Annotated in this window: 14 protein-coding genes; 10 read left to right on the forward strand and 4 right to left on the reverse strand. The window is 72.9% G+C overall.

Translation table 11 applies throughout. The features are described 5' to 3' along the window. The first annotated feature begins 136 nt into the window (after positions 1-136). Together eccCa and ACZ6C6_RS32060 are read left to right on the forward strand one after the other, a co-directional pair. Entirely contained in the window at positions 137-4075 is a 3939-nt protein-coding gene (gene eccCa / locus ACZ6C6_RS32055; RefSeq protein ID WP_469207965.1) for a type VII secretion protein EccCa, read from the forward strand. Between the two features lie 97 nt (positions 4076-4172). Continuing rightward, positions 4173-4406, forward strand: coding sequence for a DUF397 domain-containing protein (locus ACZ6C6_RS32060; protein ID WP_328902700.1), 234 nt, complete (start codon positions 4173-4175; stop codon positions 4404-4406). 79 nt (positions 4407-4485) lie between these two features. Here ACZ6C6_RS32060 and ACZ6C6_RS32065 read toward each other — a convergent pair whose 3' ends face one another. The 3 genes from ACZ6C6_RS32065 to eccB all read right to left on the reverse strand — a co-directional run bounded on the left by ACZ6C6_RS32065 (position 4486) and on the right by eccB (position 6787). After that, positions 4486-4791 carry a WXG100 family type VII secretion target gene (locus ACZ6C6_RS32065; RefSeq protein ID WP_469207968.1) on the reverse strand — a complete coding sequence of 102 codons (306 nt, stop codon included), beginning with the start codon at positions 4789-4791 and terminating at the stop codon, positions 4486-4488. A 39-nt stretch (positions 4792-4830) separates the two neighbouring features. After that, positions 4831-5181 (reverse strand): hypothetical protein, encoded by a 351-nt coding sequence (locus tag ACZ6C6_RS32070; protein WP_469207970.1) that lies wholly within the window; start codon positions 5179-5181, stop codon positions 4831-4833. 79 nt (positions 5182-5260) lie between these two features. Further along, positions 5261-6787, reverse strand: coding sequence for a type VII secretion protein EccB (gene eccB / locus ACZ6C6_RS32075; RefSeq protein ID WP_469207972.1), 1527 nt, complete (start codon positions 6785-6787; stop codon positions 5261-5263). A 269-nt stretch (positions 6788-7056) separates the two neighbouring features. Between eccB and eccE the strand changes: the two genes are divergently transcribed. The 8 genes from eccE to ACZ6C6_RS32115 all read left to right on the forward strand — a co-directional run bounded on the left by eccE (position 7057) and on the right by ACZ6C6_RS32115 (position 18260). Beyond that, a complete protein-coding gene (eccE, locus tag ACZ6C6_RS32080) occupies positions 7057-8214 on the forward strand; it encodes a type VII secretion protein EccE (RefSeq protein ID WP_469207974.1) in 1158 nt (385 codons plus the stop codon). Continuing rightward, positions 8214-8933: a hypothetical protein gene (locus tag ACZ6C6_RS32085; RefSeq protein WP_469207976.1), complete on the forward strand. Its 720-nt coding sequence runs from the start codon at positions 8214-8216 to the stop codon at positions 8931-8933. Before eccE ends, ACZ6C6_RS32085 begins: the two co-directional genes overlap by 1 nt. Positions 8934-9258: 325 nt before the next feature. Next, the gene (locus tag ACZ6C6_RS32090; protein WP_469207978.1) at positions 9259-12042 is read left to right on the forward strand and encodes an SCO5717 family growth-regulating ATPase; all 2784 of its coding nucleotides are present in this window, start codon (positions 9259-9261) and stop codon (positions 12040-12042) included. Between the two features lie 197 nt (positions 12043-12239). Further along, on the forward strand, positions 12240-14114 hold the full coding sequence (locus tag ACZ6C6_RS32095) for an ABC transporter substrate-binding protein (RefSeq protein ID WP_469207980.1): 1875 nt from the start codon (positions 12240-12242) through the stop codon (positions 14112-14114). A gap of 99 nt (positions 14115-14213) precedes the next feature. Then, entirely contained in the window at positions 14214-15293 is a 1080-nt protein-coding gene (locus ACZ6C6_RS32100) for an ABC transporter permease (protein WP_469207982.1), read from the forward strand. Further along, the gene (locus tag ACZ6C6_RS32105) at positions 15290-16240 is read left to right on the forward strand and encodes an ABC transporter permease (protein ID WP_469207984.1); all 951 of its coding nucleotides are present in this window, start codon (positions 15290-15292) and stop codon (positions 16238-16240) included. The genes ACZ6C6_RS32100 and ACZ6C6_RS32105 overlap by 4 nt, the downstream gene beginning before the upstream one ends. After that, positions 16237-17262, forward strand: coding sequence for an ABC transporter ATP-binding protein (locus ACZ6C6_RS32110; RefSeq protein ID WP_469207986.1), 1026 nt, complete (start codon positions 16237-16239; stop codon positions 17260-17262). Before ACZ6C6_RS32105 ends, ACZ6C6_RS32110 begins: the two co-directional genes overlap by 4 nt. After that, the gene (locus ACZ6C6_RS32115; RefSeq protein WP_469207987.1) at positions 17259-18260 is read left to right on the forward strand and encodes an oligopeptide/dipeptide ABC transporter ATP-binding protein; all 1002 of its coding nucleotides are present in this window, start codon (positions 17259-17261) and stop codon (positions 18258-18260) included. The genes ACZ6C6_RS32110 and ACZ6C6_RS32115 overlap by 4 nt, the downstream gene beginning before the upstream one ends. A gap of 48 nt (positions 18261-18308) precedes the next feature. Here the strand turns inward: ACZ6C6_RS32115 and ACZ6C6_RS32120 are convergent, their stop codons facing one another. Beyond that, on the reverse strand, positions 18309-19268 hold the full coding sequence (locus tag ACZ6C6_RS32120) for a bifunctional riboflavin kinase/FAD synthetase (RefSeq protein WP_026171414.1): 960 nt from the start codon (positions 19266-19268) through the stop codon (positions 18309-18311). Positions 19269-19273 lie beyond the last annotated feature (5 nt).

Consider the following 19273-nt stretch of genomic DNA (forward strand, 5'->3'; position numbering starts at 1 on the left):
GGGCGAAGGCTGACAGTGCGTAGGATCGCGGGCGCCTCGGGCAGAGGGTGTCCCTCCGATGTGCGCACGCGTCGGCAGCGCCGTTCCCCTCTCCGCCCCGTCCCACACCCGCCCGCACCCAAGGATCGATGCACCGGTGAGTCAGATCGTCGTGAAGCGTCCGCCCCGTCTGCTGCCGCCGGAAGTTCCCACGAAAGAGGTGTTGTTGGAGCCTCCTCCGGTGGGGCCGCGCGGGCAGCGCGAGGGGGTGCTGATGCAGCTTCTTCCCGTGCTGGGCATGGCGTCGTCGGTGGTGTTCTTCTTCTCGCCGCAGGCGCCGCCGTTCATGCGGGTCATGGGTGTGCTGATGCTGGTGTCGACGCTGGCGATGGTGGTGGCCCAGGTGGTGCGGTACCGGCGCGGTACGCAGGGGCGGGCGGCCGATGTGCGGCGCGACCATCTGGCCAGGCTGGCGCGGACGCGCCGTGCGGTGCGGCGGACGGCGCGGGCCCAGCGCGACGGTCTGCTGTTCACCCATCCCGCCCCCGGTCAGCTGTGGTCGGTGGTCGCGGGCGGGAGCCGGGTGTGGGAGCGGCGGCCCGGCGACCCGGACTTCGGGGTGGTGCGGATCGGGCTCGGCAGGCAGCGGCTCGCGACGCCGTTGACCGTGCCGGAGCACGCTCCGGGTGAGCCGGATCCGGTGTGCGCGGACGCGGTGCGGCGGTTCGTGGCGGTGCACGGCTCGCTGGACGGCCTGCCGTTGTGCGTTCCGCTGCGGGCGGCGTACCGGGTGCGGCTGAGTGGTGCGACGGAGCCGGTCAGGGCGGTGGCGCGGGCGTTGGTGGCGCAGTTGGTGACGCTGCACTCGCCCCGGGACCTGGTGGTGGCGGTGGTGGCCGCGCGGGAGGCGGGGGTGTGCTGGGAGTGGGTGAAGTGGCTGCCGCATGTCCAGGTCCCCGGTGAGGTGGACGGGGCCGGTACGAGGAGGCTGTTCGCGCGTGATGTCGCTGGGCTGGAGCCACTGCTCGGCGCGTTGCTGGAGGGGCGGGGGCGCTTCGTACCGGAGGGGGCGCCGCTGCCGGACCGGCCGCATGTCGTCGTGGTGCTGGACGGGGCGGGGGTGGCTCCGGGTTCGGTGCTGGGGGCGTCGGCGGGCGTGGAGGGGGTGACGCTGGTCGAGGTGGCCCCGGGTGACGCGGAGGGGCCGCACGGGGCTCTGTGCGTACGGGTGCGTCCGGGTGCGCTGGAGGCGGAGTGCGGGGCGGGTGTGCCGGACGCGCTGTCGCTGCCGGCGGCGGAGGCGCTGGCGCGGCGGCTCGCTCCGCTGCGGCCGGGTGGGCGGGACGGGGAGGAGCCGCTGCTGGCCGCGCTCGACTTCACGGACCTGCTGGACCTGGGTGACGCGGGTGCGGTGGAGGTGGAACGGACCTGGCGGACCCGTCCGGCCGCGGAGCGGCTGCGGGTGCCCATCGGAGTGGGTGAGGACGGTCTCCCGGTGGTGCTCGACCTGAAGGAGTCGGCGCTCGACGGGATGGGGCCGCACGGGCTGTGTGTGGGTGCGACCGGTTCCGGGAAGTCCGAGCTGCTGCGGACGCTGGTCCTCGGTCTTGCCGTCACCCATTCCTCCGAAACGCTGAACTTCGTGCTCGCGGACTTCAAGGGCGGGGCGACGTTCGCGGGGATGGCGGGGATGCCGCACGTGGCCGCCGTCATCACGAACCTGGCCGACGACCTGGCGCTGGTCGACCGGATGGGTGACGCGCTGCGAGGTGAGCTCCAGCGCCGTCAGGAACTGCTGCGGGCCGCGGGCAACTTCGCGAGCGTCCACGATTACGAGCGGGCGCGGGCGGCGGGCGCGGCGCTGGAACCGCTGGCCACGCTGGTGCTGGTGATCGACGAGTTCTCCGAACTTCTCACCGCCAGGCCCGACTTCATCGACACGTTCATCCGGGTCGGCCGCATCGGCCGTTCGCTGGGCGTGCATCTGCTGCTGGCGTCCCAGCGTCTTGAGGAGGGCAGGCTGCGGGGCCTGGAGACGTACCTCTCGTACCGGATCGGGCTGCGCACGTTCTCGGCGGAGGAGTCGCGGGCCGCACTGGGTGTGCCGGACGCGTACGGCCTTCCGCCGGTGCCCGGTTCGGGGTTTCTGAAGACCGGCACGCGGGAACTGACGCGTTTCAAGGCGGCGTACGTCTCGGGGCCGTACCGGCCGGGTGGCACCGGGCGGGCCGCGGGGGAGGAGTCGGGCGCCCTCGCGGCTGCGCTGTTCGGCGCGCTGCCGGTGCCGGTGTCCGTGCGCGCGCCTGTTCCCGTGCCCGGGTCCGTGGCGGAGGTGGGTGAGGAAGGCGCGGTCGCGGAGTCGGTACTCGATGTGGTGGTGCGGCGGCTTGAGGGGCAGGGAGTGCCCGCCCACCAGGTGTGGCTGCCTCCGCTGGACCGGTCGCCCGGGCTGGACGAGCTGCTGCCGGACCTCGGTACGGACCCGGAGCGTGGATTCACCGGTGCGGGGGACGGCCCTCGCGGTGGGCTGGTCGTTCCGCTCGGGCTCGTGGACAAGCCGTTCGAGCAGCGGCGGGAGGTGCTGTTCCAGGACTTCTCCGGGGCGGCGGGCCACATGCTGGTGGTCGGTGGGCCGCAGTCCGGCAAGTCCACGGTGCTGCGCACGCTGGTGATGTCCTTCGCGCTCACCCACACACCGGGCGAGGTGCAGTTCTACGGGCTCGACTTCGGCGGTGGCGCGCTGGCGTCGCTGTCGGACCTGCCGCACGTCGGCTCGGTCGCCTCGCGGCTGGATCCCGAGCGGGTGCGGCGTACGGTCGCGGAGGTGGCCGGGGTGCTGCGGGCCCGTGAGGAGCTGTTCCGGGCGCGGGGCATCGGTTCCATGGCCGCGTACCGGCGCGAGCGGGCCCGGGGCGGTCTGTCCGGTGAGGCGTGGGGCGATGTCTTCCTCGTCGTGGACGGCTGGGGCGGCTTCCGTGCGGAGTACGAGGAGCTGGAGCCGGTCATCGCCGACATCGCGGCCCGGGGGCTCGGCCACGGGGTGCACGTGGTGCTCACCGCCGCCCGTCATCTGGAGGTGCGGGCGGCGCTGAAGGACCAGCTGACCGGGCGGCTCGAACTGCGGCTCGGTGACGTGTCGGACTCCGAGTTCGACCGGAGGGTCGCCGCCCAGGTGCCCGCCGGTGTGCCGGGCCGGGGCCAGGTGGCGGAGGGGCTGCATTTCCTGGCCGCGGCACCGTGCCTCGGCCCGGTGGAGAGCGCGGCCGGCCTCCCCGAGCGTACGGCGGCGCTGGCCGGGCGGGTCCGGGCGGACTGGGCGGGTCCGCCGGCCCCACCCGTACGGCTGCTGCCCGCCGTGCTTCCTGCCGAGCGGCTGCCCAAGGGGGACGAGTTCCCGGAGCGGGGTGTCGCGATCGGCATCGCCGAGACCGATCTCGGTCCGGTCTTCGTGGACTTCGACGCCGATCCGTTCCTTCTGGTGTTCGGGGAGAGCGAATCGGGGAAGACCGCTCTGCTGCGGCTGCTCGCCCGGCAGATCGCCCGCCGCTACTCCCCCGACGAGGCGAAGCTCGTCGTCGGGGACTACCGGCGGGGGCTGTTGGGCGCCCTGCCGGAGAGCCATCTGCTGGAGTACGCGCCGACACCGGACTCGCTGACGACGCATATGGAGGCGCTGGCCGGGGTGTTCGCGCGGCGCCGGCCGCCGGCGGATGTCACGCCCCGGCAGTTGCGGGAGCGCAGTTGGTGGACGGGTCCGCGGATCTTCGTCGTCGTGGACGACTACGACCTCGTCGCCACGGGTACGGGCAGCCCGCTCGCCGCGCTCGCGGACTGTCTGCCGTTCGCACGGGACACGGGGGTGCGCTTCGTCCTCGCGCGCAACTGCGCCGGGGCCTCGCGTGCGATGTACGAGCCGTTCCTGCAACGGATCAAGGAGCTGGGCGCGCAGGGCGTGGTGCTGTCGGGCGATCCGGCGGAAGGCGATCTGGTCGGCTCGGTGCGTGCCCGCCCGATGCCGCCGGGGCGTGCGTGCATGGCGACCCGGCGCGGTGGGAAGAGCCTCGTGCAGACCGGCTGGCTGCCGGAACGGGGCTGAGCGCGGGGGCGGTCAAGGGGTTTGGCGGAGCGGCTCCCCGCCCGCCGTGTTGCCTGTACGGTGCCGTGCAGAGCCAGGTATGAAAGGAGCTCTCACGATGGGCACGCAGGCGGAGAAGGACGAGCTGTACGCACTCGACATCTCGGGGGTGAAGTGGCTGTGCGCTCCCGGCACGGAGCAGGAGGAGGAGCGCGTCGAGATCGCGCACCTGCCCGGTGGCGCGGTGGCCATGCGGTCCTCCCTGGACCCGGACACGGTGCTCAGGTACACGGAGGCCGAGTGGGAGGCGTTCGTCCTGGGCGCCCGCGACGGCGAGTTCGACCTTCCGTAGTCGTCGCGGGGCAGGCGCGGGGCACGTTCGGGTGAACGTGCCCCTTTCGTATGTCCGGCGCCGGTACGCCTCGCCCCGGTCAGTAGGCCTCGGTGAACAGGCGTGAGGATCGCAGGTCCGTCGCCCGGTAGTGGTCCTTGCCGGTCTCGATGAGTCTCGCGACCTCGTCGAGGCGGGCCCTCATGTGGTCGGCCTTGTTCCGGTACTTGCGCTGGAGGGCGACGTACTCGGCGTGTGCCTGGCCGTCCCAGGTGTCGGTGACGACCTTGAGCGCGCCGTCCATCTCCTCCAGGTCCCGGCAGATGTTCCGCGAGACGGCGCGGATGCGGTTGGCGACCTCCTGGACGCTCTCGTACCTGACCTTGGTGTGCGGGTCGTACCCCATCGGGAATCCTCTGGTCGTGTCGGGGGAACGGCGTCCGGTTCAGACGCCGTTCAGGGCGGAGGTACCGCCCGTGGAGGCCGGTTCCCGTACCGCCTTGAAGGCCGCGCGGACCTCCTCGTCGTTGGCGTTGCTGAGGTTCCTGGTGCCGTCGACGGCGTTGAGCAGGACGCCGAGGAGGCGCCGGATCTCGTCATGGTCCTCGTTGACCACGAGCTGCGCGGACGTGAACCCCGAGGCGCCGGCACCGGTCCAGCCGGCGCCCACCGTCGCGAGGACGTCGGCCAGCTCCCGGGCCTGCCGGGACACCGCCTCGGCGGTGTGGACGATCTTGTTCCTGGCCTGGACGACCGGATCGTCGGCGAGTGCGAATCCACTTGTGGGGCTGGTCATACGAGGTCCTCTCTCTGGGCCGTGCGGGCGGCTCAGGCTAGCCACTCCGGCGTCCCCTCCCGGCCGGATCGCCGCCAGGTCAGGAACCCTGCGGGCGGCGCGCGCCGGTGGTGTCGAGCCGTGGACCGCGGGGAAGGAACTCCGGCCATTCGGCCGGTACGAGGGCGGGCTCCACGTCCTCGTAGCCGAGCCGGGTCTGTGCCTCGCCCGCCCGCTCCGGACCGTGCGGAGTGCCGCCGGCAGGGAGCGCGGAGTGCCCGGGACCGCCGTCGCCGTTCCCCTGAACCGCGTACCGCAATCCGCTGTCCGTCACCAGGAAGAGTGATCCGCCGGGCCTGGTCCGCCGGTCCCCGACCTCGGTGTAGAGGAGCCCGCTGCCGGGGGTGACATAGGCGCTGGTGCCGCCCGCGCCGACGGCGGCGGGATACGTGGTGCCGGCCCAGGTGCTCAGGGTGGTGCGCCCTCTGTCGTCCGTCGCGCGCAGTACGGAGCAGACGGTGCTCCGGTGCGCGGTGTCGACGCGGACGGCCTTGCGGGCGGGCCAGTGCGCGGCCTGGCCGGCGAAGGGCGCGAGGTCGGGCACGAAGTCCTGGAGCCCGGCCGGGTAGGCGGTGCCGGCCTGGTCGAGAGCGGCGGTCTGCGGGGAGTTGACGATGAGCCAGGCGGTGAACTCGGAGACCGGCCGGACCCGGCCGTCGAGCACCACGTGGTACGCCGTGCCCGCGCCGGTCCGGGTCCGCAGCACCGCGCCGACGCGGTTCTCGCGGGCGGACAGGTGGCCCTCGACGTGGGCGGGGGCGCCGATCTCGCCCGGGACGACGGGGAAGGCGACGGGGCTGCCGGTGTGCAGGGTGGCGAGCCAGTCGCCGGTGACGCGTCGCGGACGGGCGCGGCCGACCAGGGCGTCGGTGAGGTGTCCGAGATCGCCGGGCCGCTCGTCCACGCGGTATTTGGTGCCCCGGGCGTCCACGAGGTACCGGGTGCCGTGCGGGTCCTGTACGTAGAGGACCTGGCCGCCGGTGAGCCGGTTCGGGCCTTCCGTCAGCCGGTGGTCGCGGGCGGCGAGGACGAAGCCCGCCTTCCGTACCCCGTCGCCTCCGCCTCCTGGCCGTACGCACGCGGCCCATCGCTTGGCGGTGCCCGCGTCCCGCTCGCCGGGCAGCCGGTCGGGGGCGTACGGGATGCCGATGACCGGTCCGCGCGGGGGGCTGCCCGCGTCGAGGACGTCGTCGGCGACCTGGACGACGCCGTAGTCGCCGGGGTCGAGCAGCAGCCGGGCGGACGCGAGGTTCAGGACGGGGTGCAGCCGGGTACGGCGATGGGCGCCGCGGCCGGTGGTGAGCACCACGTAGCGGGTGGTCGACGTCCTGCCGACGACGACCTTGGCGCCGGGGCGGTCCCAGCCCTTGGGCGCGACCGGACGGAACATGCCGTACGCGCCGAACCCGGCGAGGAGCAGGGCGCCGGTGAGCACCCCGGGGAGGACGGCGCGCAGAGGGCGCGGGGCGCCGTCGTCGGAGCCGTCCGGTAAGGGCTGGAGGAAGGCGGCGAGGGCCCTTCTCTTCGCAAATGTGTACGCGTTCAACTCGTCCCGTCGGGTCACCATGCCCCGGCCCGCCTTCCCTCTCCGCCCGCACCGCACACCTGGGGACGCTCACCGCCTGCGCTTCGGCGGGGCTTCCCGCTGCCGGTGCCCACTATGCCGTCCGGAACTGGGTGTTGACCGTGGGCCGGTACGCTGGGCGCTTCCGCCGCAGAGCTCGGTGGGGACGGGTGCGGCACGGGCCGGAACGGCGCGGACAGGGGCGGGGCGCGATGGCGTACAGGGGCGGGGCACGACTGAACCGGCGGTCCGGACCGATCGGCACTTTTCGATTGCAACAGCTGGTTCTGTTCGAAGTCGCGATGGCGGTCCTGCTGTGCGCGCAGGTCGGCGGGCCCGCGCTCCTGGGGCCTGCGGGCATGGCGGCGGCGCTGCTCGTGGCCCTCGCCGTGGTGCGCAGGCGCCGCCGTTCGCTTCCGGCCTGGCTGGCCACCGTCGTCGCGTTCCGGCTGCGAAACCGGAGGGCCGCTTCGCGCATGCCGGCCGGCGCGTCCCCGGTGGGCGCGCTGACGGAGTGCGTACCGGCCCTGCGCACCTGTTCGTTCACGCACCGGGACCGGCGACCGGTGGGCATGGCCATCGACGGTACGCACCTCACGGCGGTGGTGCGGGTGGACGCGGAGGACACGGTGCTACGGGCGGACCGGACCGTGCGGCCGCTGTCGCCGGGGCTCGTCCGGGAGGTGATGGACGTCGACGGCATCCGGCTGGAGTCGGCGCGGATCGTGCAGCACACCCGGCCCGCCCCGGCCCCGCACCTCGACGGGGACGCGGTCGCCACGCTCAACTACGCGCCCCTCCAGGCTCGTACGGGGTCACCGGCCGTGCGACTGACCTGGGTCACGCTGACGCTCGACCCGGAGCTCTGCCCGGAGGCCGTACGCATGCGCGGCGGTGGCCTCACCGGGGCGCAGCGGTGTCTGGTGCGGGCGGCCGACCAGCTGTCCGGCCGGCTGACCGGGGCGGGGTTCGGCGTGACCGTGCTGACGGAGCAGGAGCTCGGGGCCGCGCTCACCACCGCGGCCTGCGTGGACGCGACCGGCGCGCCCCGTGCCGACGGGTCCGCGCGGACGGCCCGTCGCACCCGGGAGACCGCGCGGACATGGAGCTGCGACGGGCGCCGGCACACCGTGTACTGGGTGCGCAGGTGGCCGCGCTCCGGCGAGGCGCCGATGCCCCGGTTGGTCGCGCTACTCACCTCGGTCCCGGCGCTGGCCACGACGTTCAGCCTGACCCTGGCGCGGGGCGACCGGCAGGAGGTCGCCGCGGCGGGACACCTGCGGGTCAGCGCGCGCACCGATGAGGAACTCCGGGCCGCGCGGCGCGAACTGGAACGGGTCGCCCGCGGGGTGCGGGTCTCGCTCGTGCGGCTGGACCGCGAGCAGCTGCCCGGGGTGCTCGCCACCCTGCCCTTGGGCGGGGCCCGCTGATGGCGGCGCCCGGGCGGGTGCGGGGACGGCTGGGGTTCGGGCCGGTCGGTCCGCGCCGACGGCGCTACACCATCGGGCCGGAGCAACTCGCCTCGCTGGACGTGCCGGTGGGCGACGACGGCGTGGTGATCGGTGTGGACGAGGACGGCTTCCCCGCCGTACTCGGCCTCAACCGCCCTTCTCCGTACGAGATCACGCTCATCGGCGGGTTGTGGACGGCGCAGGTGCTCGCGCTGCGGGCAGCGGCGACGGGTGCGCGGATCGCGGTGGAGACGGGGCGGGCGCATGCCTGGGCGAGCCTGGCCCGGGCCGCCGGTGGCAGCGGGCGCGTCGCCCTGCACGAGGTCGGCCGGGTCCCGCCACTGGTCCCCTCGGCGGCCTCGCCGGTCGTCGTCGTACGGGACTGCGGCATGCGCCCGCCGCCCGGGCGGGCCGTGTCCGTGCCCTGGCAGTCGGTGCTGACCGTGCTGCCGTATCTGGGCCCCGCCGCGTCCGGCCCGGTCGAGAAGGCGTCGCTGGTGGGCGTGCAGCGGGTGTCACCCGACGAGGCCGAGGAGGCGGGGCGGCTCCTGCGACTTCCGGGCGGCGCGGTCCGCGCGCTGCCCGCCCTCGCGGACGGGGCCACCCTCTGGTGCACGCGGCGGGAGAGCCGCCTTGTGACGACCCGGGCGACCGACGCGGAGACGGGACTGCTGGGCGCCGCGCGCCGGGTGGACTGACGGGCGTACGCCCAGGGATCGCGAGGGCGCACTCCGAGGCGCGACGGACGCAAATCACGGGGCAGTTGTACTCATTTGACCGCTTTGGGTTTCACTTCCCGTCGCACTCGGTCCACTTGGGTGCACTACGTGACGTAGGGGACAGCGTTCGCGACGCCGTGCGGCCTGCCGTGGCGGGGCCCATGGCGTTTAGGCTGGGTCCGGACGCGGCGGAGAACCTGTGGGCAGGCCATGTGCGTCCCAGGGGGAGAGCCGGGCGGTTCGCGTTACGGGAACGCCCCCACCCACCACGGCACAAGGGTGCTCGACCACACCAGGAGGCAAAGTGAACGGCGATCGGGACGAAATGCGCGGGGGCTGGGACAAGCCCGTCGACGAGTCGTCCGACGCGGAGCCCGCCGAGACGACGGGTGAGTTCACCATCGACTACACCCCGCCCGCCTGGTACACGCAGAACGCGCCGGGCGACTCCCTGGCCGGCGCCGGTGCGGCGCCGGCATCGCCCCCGCCGCCGAGCGGGGACCCCGTGCCCCTCCCCCCGCCCCCGGCGCGGCGCGGCTTCGACCCCGGCTGGACCCCCGCCCCGGCGGAGCCCGTGGACACGGGCGTCCCGGACACCGGTGACCTCGACAGCGGCGCCACGATGCGGTTCTCGGCCTCCGCGCTGAAGCGGGAGATCGAGGAGCGGGACCGGGCGGCTCGGGAGCGGGCGGCGCGCGAGGCGGAGACGGACGACGAGGCGGTGGACGGCACCGCGCCGTCCGACGCCGACGACGCCTCCAGGACCGCCGGCGCCGTTTCGGACGACGAGGAGGCGGGTACGCCCGGCGCGGACCCGGAGGAGTCCTGGGACGACGTCCTGGGAAGGGTCTTCGACTTCGAGCCCGAGGAGGCGGCGGCGACGCCGAAGCCCTCGGACGGGACCGGCGACATGCCGGCGACCACGGACAGCGAGCAGGGCGACCGCGCCGACCTCGCGTCGGCCGACTCGTCCTCGGAGCCGTACAGCCCGAGGTCGCCCATCGCGGAACCGCCCGTCGCGGAAGCGTCCGACGCGGAAGCGTCCGACGCGGAACCGTCCGACGCCGTGCCCCCCGCCGAGGCCCCCGTGCCCTCCGCCGAAGCGGACTCCCCCGAGCCGGACGGCGGCGCTCCGGTGAACGACGCCACCCCGGACGCGGCGCCCCGCGACGTACCGGCGGACAGCGCGCCGCAGGACCCCTCACCGTCCCCTTGGGCGCCGGCCGCGCCTGCGCAGGACGGACTCCCGCCGCTGCCGCCCGCCTTCCAGCCGGCCGCCCCGCAGCCGCAGGCACAGCAGCCGCAGGCCCCGCAGCCCGGGCCCGCCCAGCCTCAGCCCTCCACCCCGCAGTCCGGCTACGGCTTCCCCCAGCAGGCGCCGCAGGCCCCGCAGCCCCTCCCGGCCGCCGGCCTCCCGGCGCAACGCCCGCAGCAGGCCGCGCCCCAGGCCCCGCAGGCCCCGCAGCCGCAGGCCCCCTGGTCCGCACAGCAGCAGCCCCAGCAGACCCAGCCCCAAGGCGGCTACGGCTTCCCGCAGGGCACCCAGCCCCCGGCGCAGGGCACCCCGGCCAACGGCACCCCGGCCCAGGGCACCGGCGCCCCGAACCTCCCCGCCCAGGTCCAGCCCCAGCCCCAGCCGCAGCCCCACCAGCAGCAGCCCGAGCAGCCCCAGCAGCCCGTCGACCCCCGGGCCGGCACCTCCTGGCCCACCCCCGCCCCGCGTTCCGCGCCCGGCGCCCCGCTGGGCTACACCGCGGCCGTGGAGCTCACCTCCGACCGGCTCATCAGGGGGAAGCAGAAGACCCGGAGCAGCCGTAACCCCTCGGGCGCCTCGCGCTTCAAGCTGGGCGGCAAGAAGGAGGAGCAGGAGAGGCAGCGCAAGCTGGAGCTGATCCGTACGCCGGTGCTGTCCTGCTACCGGATCGCGGTGATCAGCCTCAAGGGCGGCGTCGGCAAGACCACGACCACCACCGCGCTCGGGGCGACCCTGGCCAGCGAGCGGCAGGACAAGATCCTCGCCATCGACGCCAACCCGGACGCCGGAACGCTGGGCCGGCGGGTGCGCCGCGAGACCGGGGCGACCATCCGCGACCTGGTGCACGCGATCCCGCACCTCAACTCGTACATGGACATCCGGCGGTTCACCTCGCAGGCGCCCTCCGGTCTGGAGATCATCGCCAACGACGTGGACCCGGCGGTCTCCACGGCCTTCAACGACGAGGACTACCGGCGCGCGATCGATGTGCTCGGCAAGCAGTACCCGATCATCCTCACGGACTCCGGCACCGGCCTGCTGTACAGCGCGATGCGCGGCGTGCTGGACCTGGCCGATCAGCTGATCATCATCTCGACGCCCTCGGTCGACGGCGCCTCCAGCGCGTCCACGACGCTGGACTGGCTGTCGGCCCACGGGTACGCGGAGCTGGTCCAGCGGTCCCTCACGGTGATCTCCGGCGTCCGCGAGACCGGCAAGATGATCAAGGTGGACGACATCGTCCAGCACTTCCGGACGCGCTGCCGCGGGGTGGTCGTCGTGCCGTTCGACGAGCACCTGTCGGCCGGTGCGGAGGTCGACCTCGACATGATGCGGCCGAAGACCAGGGAGGCGTACTTCAACCTCTCCGCCCTGGTCGCCGAGGACTTCGCGCGCGCCCAGCAGCAGCAGGGGCTGTGGACGTCGGACGGCAGCGGTCCGCCGCCGCAGTCCGCCCCCCCGCTGCCGGGCCGGCAGATCCCCGGTCAGCAGGCCCCGGGCCAGCAGCCGTACGCACCCCAGCAGCCCGGCCAGCCCCAGTACCCCGGCCAGCCCCAGTACCCCGGACAGCCGTACGCACCACAGCAACCCGGTCAGCCCTACCAGCAGCCGCAGCAGCCTCAGCCGTACGGCGGCCGGCAGCCCTATCCCCCGCAGCCGGGCCCCGGTGCCGGGCAGGACTGGCAGCAGCAGCCCCCGGCGCAGGCGCAGCAGCCGTACCAGCAGCCCCAGCCCCCGGGTGACCAGCCCGGTCAGCCCGCCCACCCCGAGCTGCAGGGCCCCGTACCGCCCGCCGGGTGGCAGCAGCAGCCGCCGCCAGCGCCTCAGCAGTAAGGCGTCAGAGGTCTGAACCAATGAGGGTCCGCATCGCCTCCGCGATGCGGACCCTTTTGGCATATCCGCAGACCACACGCCGTTTCGGGGACCGTTGACGCGGCTCGACCACCGCTGATAAACCTTCGCAACACCAGCCGGCGAACCGAAGTTCAACACGCCTTTCCCGTGCGAGTCATGACGCGAGGTCCCAGACCATGGTCGTAAGAGTTCCACCGTCCTCCGCCCCGCCACGCTCACGCCTGCGTGTGCTCCTGGCCTCCGGTGCCGCCGCCCTCGCTCTCGCAGCCGGGTCCATCGTGCCGGGCATGCCCCTCGGGGCCGCGCCCCAGCAGGCGCAGGCCGCCGACAGCGGCAACAAGACGCTTACTGTCGCGGTCGCGCAGAGCGTCGACTCCCTGAGCCCGTTCCTCGCCCAGAAGCTGCTGAGCACCAGCGTCTCGCGGCTCATGTACGACTTCCTGACGAACTACGACGCGAAGGACAACCACGCCATCCCCGGCCTGGCGACCAAGTGGGAGCCCTCCGCCGACAAGCTGACGTGGACGTACACCATTCGGAGCGATTCGAAGTGGTCCGACGGGCAGCAGGCGACCGCCGAGGACGCCGCCTGGACGTTCAACAAGATCATGGACGACGAGGCCGCGGCCCAGGCCAACGGCAGCTTCGTCACCAACTTCAAGAAGGTCACCGCCCCGAGCCCCACCAAGCTGGTCATCGAGCTCAAGGAGCCGCAGGCCACCATGGCCGCGCTCGACGTGCCGATAGTGCCGAAGCACGTGTGGGAGAAGGTCGGGGACTTCTCGAAGTTCAACAACGACACGAAGTTCCCCGTCGTCGGCAACGGCCCGTTCATCCTGACGGACTACAAGGTCGACCAGTACGTGAAGCTCAAGGCCAACCCGGACTTCTGGCGCGGCAAGCCCAAGTTCGACGAGCTGGTCTTCAAGACGTACAAGGACCAGGACGCCGCCGTCGCCGCTCTCCGCAAGGGTGAGGTCTCCTTCGTCGCCGGTTCGCCCGCGCTGACGCCCGCTCAGGCGAACTCGCTCAAGGGCGACAAGAACATCAAGGTCAACGAGGGTCCCGGCCGCCGCTTCTACGCGCTGGCCACCAACCCCGGGGCGCGGACCAAGGACGGCAAGAAGTTCGGCAACGGCAACAAGGCGCTGCTGGACCAGAAGGTGCGCCAGGCGCTGTTCCTGTCGATCGACCGCGAGACGATCATTGACAGGGTCTTCCAGGGGCACGCCGTCGAGGGCAAGGGCTACATTCCGCCGCGCTTCTCCGCGTACGCCTGGGAGCCCTCCGCCGACCAGGCGATGAACTACGACCCCGACAAGGCGGCGAAGCTGCTGGACGAGGCGGGCTACAAGCTCAAGGGCGACCAGCGCGTGGGCAAGGACGGCAAGCCGCTCGACCTGCGCATCCTGTGCCACGCCACCGACCCGAACGACAAGGCGGTCGGCAAGTACCTGAAGGAGTGGTGGGGCAAGCTCGGCATCGGCCTGAAGGTCGACTGCCTGGACGACGTCTCCGTGCCCTGGTACGCCGGTGAGTACGACCTCGCCTTCGACGGCTGGTCGGTCAACCCGGACCCGGACTTCGTCCTCGGCATCCACACCTGCGCCGCCCTGCCCACCAAGGCCAAGGCCAGCGCGGCCACCGACAACTTCATCTGCGACAAGTCGTACGACGAGCTGTACAAGAAGCAGCTCGCCGAGTACGACCCCGCCAAGCGGGCCGAGATCGTCGGGCAGATGCAGTCGTGGCTGTACGACTCCGGGTACATGAACGTGATGGCGTACCCGAACGCGGTCGAGGCGTACCGCACCGACCAGATCAAGTCGATCACGACCATGCCCGAGGCGGCCGGCAACATCTACGGCCAGGACGGCTACTGGAGCTGGTGGTCGGCCGTGCCGGCGAGCGGCAACGGTGGCTCCGAGGGCAGCAGCTCCGGCTCCTCCACCGGTGTGATCATCGGCATCGTCGTCGCCGTCGTGGTCCTCGCAGGTGGCGGCTTCCTGATCTCGCGGCGCCGCCGCACCACCGCGGACGATCGCGAGTAGGTTCTCGAACGGGATGCGAGGAACCGGCCGGCGCGGGTGCGGTACCGACCCGCGCCGGCCGGTTCTTTCCAGGAACGACACGAGTAACGAGAGTTCCCCATGACAGCTGACAGCACTCCGGCGCTCGTGCAACAGGCGGACGCGGCCACGGACGGCCCTCCGGCCGGCCCCTCGGCCGCACCCGGTCCACGGGCGCGCAACACCACGGCCTATCTGAAATATGTGGCCGCCAAGATCGCGGGCGCCGTCGTCTCGCTGTTCGCGGTTCTGGTCACCAGCTTCTTCCTCTTCCGGCTCATTCCGAGCGACCCGGTCAAGCAGATGACGGGCGGCCGGCGCGTCTCGGCCGAGCAGCTGGAATCGATGCGCCACCAGTTCGGGCTCGACCAGCCGATGTGGCAGCAGTTCACCAGCTACATCGGGGACGCGCTCACAGGCGACTTCGGTGACTCGTACGCTTACCACGCGCCGGTCATCGACAAGATCGTCGAGAAGCTGCCGGCGACCCTGCTGCTCACCGGCACCGCCTACGTCCTCTACAGCCTCATCGGCCTCTGGCTCGGCACCCGCACCGCCTGGCGCAACGGCTCGGCAGGCGACCGCTTCAACACCGCGCTCGCGCTCACCCTGTACTCGGTGCCGTCGTTCTGGCTCGGGCTGCTCCTGATCATCATCTTCTCGGTGGGCGTCGGCCCGATCCCGGGCATGTTCCCGACGGGCGGGATGTCATCGGGTGACACGAGCGGCTTTGACTACGTCATCGACGTGGCGCATCACATGGTGCTGCCGGTGATCACACTGGTGGCGGTCGGGTACGCCCAGACGCTGCTGGTGATGCGGTCCTCGCTGCTGGACGAGATGGGCAGCGACTACCTGACGACGGCCCGCGCCAAGGGGCTGCGGGACGACGCCGTGCGCCGCAAGCACGCCGTGCCCAACGCGATGCTGCCCACCTTCACGCTGATGTTCGTCAACCTGGGGCATGTGGTCGCCGGGCAGATCCTGGTGGAGACCGTGTTCTCCTGGCCGGGCCTCGGCTCCCTCTTCTACCAGGGCCTCAGCACCCCCGACCTGCCACTCGTCCAGGGCCTGTTCTTCGTCTTCGCCACCGCGGTGATCCTGGCGAACACCCTTGCCGATGTGCTGTATCCGCTGCTCGATCCCCGGGTGGGCCGATGACCACGACCGATTCCATGCCCACGCCGACCCCTGCGTCGGCCCCGCCCGAGCCCGTCCGGAGCGCCCGCGCCCTGGCCCGGGCGCGCAAGCGCCAGTCCGCGGCCCGCTTCTGGCGGGAGTACCGCCGCCACAAGGGCGGCATGTGGGGCCTGGCCGCCCTGATCCTGATCGCCCTGGTGGCTCTGGCCGCGCCCCAACTGGTCGGCGCCGACTCGCAGAGCGTCACCGAGGCGTCCGGCGGCGCGCTCGAATCGCCGAGCGGCGAGTATCCGCTCGGCACCGACCAGTTCGGGCGCAGTGTGCTCGCGCTCCTGGTGTGGGGCGCGCGCGTCTCGCTGACCGTGGGGCTGCTCGCGGCGTTCCTGTGCGTCGCCATCGGCACGATCGTGGGCATCGTCGCGGGCCACTTCCGCGGCTGGTACTCGACCGTGCTGATGCGGGTGACCGACTGGTTCCTGGTGATGCCGACGCTAGTCCTCGCGGTCGCCCTCGCCTCGGTGATGGACCGCTCCCTGTGGACCATCATCATCGCGATCGGCGTCACGACCTGGCCGACCACCGCACGCCTGGTGCGCGCGCAGACCCTCGCCGTGGAGTCCCGCCCGTACATCGAGCGCGCCCGCGCGCTGGGCGGCGGCCACGGCCACGTCATGCTGCGGCACGTCCTGCCGAACGTGATGCCGCTGGTGCTCGCCCAGACCACGCTGGCCATCTCCAGCGCGATCCTCAGCGAGGCCACCCTCGCCTTCCTCGGCCTCGGCGACCCGACCATCACCTCGTGGGGCAGCATGCTCCAGGACGCGCGGGCCGCGGGCGCGGTGAGCGCCGGCGACTGGTGGTACCTGGCACCGCCCGGCATCGCCATCGCCCTGGTGGCCCTGGCCTTCACGCTGTGCGGCCGCGCGATCGAGTCCGTCCTCAATCCCAAGCTGGGGGTGGCCCGTTGAGCACGACGAGCATCTGCAAGACGCCTCTTCTGGAGGTACGCGACCTGACGGTGACGTACGCCGGCGGGGCGCAGGCCGTCCGCGGCGTGAACCTCCGGGTGGAGGCCGGGCGCAAGCTGGGCATCGCCGGGGAGTCCGGCTGCGGCAAGTCCACACTCGCGCTGGCCCTGCTGCGGCTGCTGCCCGCGGGCACGAAGGTGACCGGCGAGATCCTGCTGAACGGCGAGGACGTCCTCGCGATGAAGTGGGGCCAGGTCCGGGCCGTCCGCTGGGCGGGCGCGTCCATCGTCTTCCAGGGCGCGATGCACTCGCTGAACGCCGTGCACCGCATCGGGGACCAGATCGCCGAGCCGATCCTGCTGCACAAGAAGGTCACCCAGGCCGCCGCGCGCAAACGCGCCGGTGAGCTGCTGGAGCAGGTGGGGCTGCCCGCCGCCCGGGTGGACGCCTATCCGCACGAGCTGTCCGGCGGGCAGCGGCAGCGCGTGATGATCGCGATGGCGCTCGCCTGCGACCCGGGCCTGATCATCGCGGACGAGCCGACGACGGCCCTGGACGTGATGATCCAGGCCCAGATCCTGCGCCTGATCGAGGAGCTGGTCTCCGAGCAGGACCTCGGCCTGATCATGATCAGCCACGACCTCGCGGTGCTGTCCGACACCTGCGACCGGCTCGCCGTGATGTACGCGGGCCGGGTCGTCGAGGAGGGCCCGGCGTCCGAGGTCTACGAGAGCGCGCACCACCCGTACAGCAGGGCCCTGTCGGGCGCCTTCCCGCGCATCGGGGACCTGTCGTCCCGGTTCGCACCGCAGGGCCTGCCCGGCGACCCGCCCGACCCGTCGGCGCTGCCGGCCGGCTGCACCTTCCACCCGCGCTGCGCCCTGGCCCTGGACTCCTGCGCCACGCAGGACCAGGAGCTGCGGGACGCGGGCCCGGGACGGCAGGCCGCGTGCGTGCTGGTGGGTCCGGAGGGGGCGACGCCGGTCCTGCCGGGCGCCGAGGAAGCAAGGAGCACATCATGACGACGACCCCCGTGGACCTGCTCAGCGCGCAGGGGCTCCGGATCACCTTCCCCGGCCGGCACGGCGCAGCGCCCGCGCGTGCGGTGGACGGGGTCGACCTGGACATCCGGCCCGGCGAGATCGTCGCCCTGGTGGGCGAGTCGGGGTGCGGCAAGACGACGCTGGCCCGCTCCCTGCTGGGCCTGGTCCCGCCCACGGCCGGTCGGATCACGTTCGACGGGAAGCCGCTGGACTACGGGAGCCGGGCGCTCAAGGCGTACCGCAAGCGCGCCCAGCTGGTCCTCCAGGACCCCAGTGGCTCGCTGAACCCGCGCCACACGGTGTACGACGCGGTGGCCGAGGGGCTGCGCATCCACGGCTACACCGGCGACGAGCGGCAGGCGGTGCACGACGCGCTGTCCCGGGCCGGGCTGCGTCCGCCGGAGCGGTTCTTCCTGCGCTACCCGCACGAGCTGTCGGGCGGTCAGCGCCAGCGCGTCGTGATCGCGGGGGCGCTGGTCCTGGAACCGGAACTGATCGTGGCGGACGAGCCGGTCGCCTCGCTGGACGCGTCGGTGCGCGGCGAGATCCTGGCGCTGCTGCTGAAGCTGCGCGAGGAGCTGGGGCTCTCCGCGCTCGTCGTGACGCACGACCTCGGGCTGGCGTGGAACATCGCGGACCGGGTCGCGGTGATGTATCTGGGCCGCATCGTGGAGACGGGTGCCGTCGAACAGATCCTGACGGCTCCGCGCCATCCGTACACCCAGGCGCTGCTGTCGGTGCTGCCGGAGGCGCCCGGCGATCCGGTGGTGCTCACGGGTGAGCCGCCGGACCCGTCCCGGGTGCCGTCCGGCTGCCGCTTTCACGCCCGCTGCCAGGTACTGGCCTCGGGCGAGGCGGAGCGGGCGGGTGTCGCGGACGCCTGCCGTACGCAGGACCTGCCGGTCCTGTCGGGCGGCGGGGAGACACAGGTGGCGTGCCACTGGGCCACGGCGAAGGTGGCCGCGCCGACCGTCTGACGGACGGTTCGGGTTTCCCGGCCGCCCCGGCCGGGAAACCCCGCGCGGTCAGTCCTGTCCGGCCTCGGCGGCGGCGACCAGCTCGCTGCACCGCTTCACGTCGGCGGCCATCGCCACCAGCAGGTCGTCGATCGTGTCGAACTTCAGCATCCCGCGCACGTACGCCAGGAAGTCGACGGCCACGTGCAGGCCGTACAGGTCGAGGCCGACGCGGTCGATCGCGTACGCCTCCACCGTGCGCTCGGTGCCGTCGAACTGCGGGTTGGTGCCCACCGAGATCGCGGCGGGCATCGCCTCGCCGTCGGCGTGCAGCCAGCCCGCGTAGACGCCGTCGGCGGGGATCGCGGTGTGCGGGAGTGTCTCGACGTTGGCGGTGGGGAAGCCCAGCTCGCGGCCGCGCTGCGCGCCCCGGACGACGACGCCCTCGACGCGGTGCGGGCGGCCCAGGATCTCGGCGGCCCCGGCCACATCCCCCTCGGCGACCAGGCGCCGGGTGAGCGTGGAGGAGAACGGCTCACCGCCGCCCGCCGCGCCGCTCACCCGCAGGTCGATGACCTCGACGCGGTAGTCGTGCTCGGCGCCCAGCTCGGCCAGCAGCTCGACGTTCCCCGCGGCCTTGTGGCCGAAACGGAAGTTGGGGCCCTCGATGACCAGCTGGGCGTGCAGCTTGTCCACGAGCACCTTGGCGATGAAGTCGGCCGGGGCGAGCCGGGAGAACTCCGTGGTGAACGGCAGGATCAGCATCGCGTCCACGCCCAGCTCCGCCATCAGCTCGGCGCGCCGGTGGTGCGGGGCGAGCAGCGGGGGGTGGCTGCCGGGCCGGACGACCTCGCTGGGGTGCGGGTCGAAGGTCACGACGACCGACGGCACGCCCAGCTCACGGGCCCGTTCGACGGCGCGGCCGATGATCAGCTGGTGTCCGCGGTGCACCCCGTCGTACGAGCCGATGGTGACGACGCTGCGCCCCCAGTCCTGGGGGATGTCCTCCAAGCCTCGCCAGCGCTGCACTCTGA

The sequence above is a fragment of the Streptomyces sp. NPDC041814 genome, from assembly GCF_055590565.1.

What these genes read in the sequence shown, in the direction of transcription:
- ACZ6C6_RS32060 (WP_328902700.1), top strand. Translation starts at nt 4,173, where the DNA reads ATGGGCACGCAGGCGGAGAAGGACGAGCTGTACGCACTCGACATCTCG.
- ACZ6C6_RS32065 (WP_469207968.1), bottom strand. Translation starts at nt 4,791, where the DNA reads ATGGGGTACGACCCGCACACCAAGGTCAGGTACGAGAGCGTCCAGGAG.
- ACZ6C6_RS32070 (WP_469207970.1), bottom strand. Translation starts at nt 5,181, where the DNA reads ATGACCAGCCCCACAAGTGGATTCGCACTCGCCGACGATCCGGTCGTC.
- eccB (WP_469207972.1), bottom strand. Translation starts at nt 6,787, where the DNA reads ATGGTGACCCGACGGGACGAGTTGAACGCGTACACATTTGCGAAGAGA.
- ACZ6C6_RS32085 (WP_469207976.1), top strand. Translation starts at nt 8,214, where the DNA reads ATGGCGGCGCCCGGGCGGGTGCGGGGACGGCTGGGGTTCGGGCCGGTC.
- ACZ6C6_RS32095 (WP_469207980.1), top strand. Translation starts at nt 12,240, where the DNA reads ATGGTCGTAAGAGTTCCACCGTCCTCCGCCCCGCCACGCTCACGCCTG.
- ACZ6C6_RS32100 (WP_469207982.1), top strand. Translation starts at nt 14,214, where the DNA reads ATGACAGCTGACAGCACTCCGGCGCTCGTGCAACAGGCGGACGCGGCC.
- ACZ6C6_RS32105 (WP_469207984.1), top strand. Translation starts at nt 15,290, where the DNA reads ATGACCACGACCGATTCCATGCCCACGCCGACCCCTGCGTCGGCCCCG.
- ACZ6C6_RS32115 (WP_469207987.1), top strand. Translation starts at nt 17,259, where the DNA reads ATGACGACGACCCCCGTGGACCTGCTCAGCGCGCAGGGGCTCCGGATC.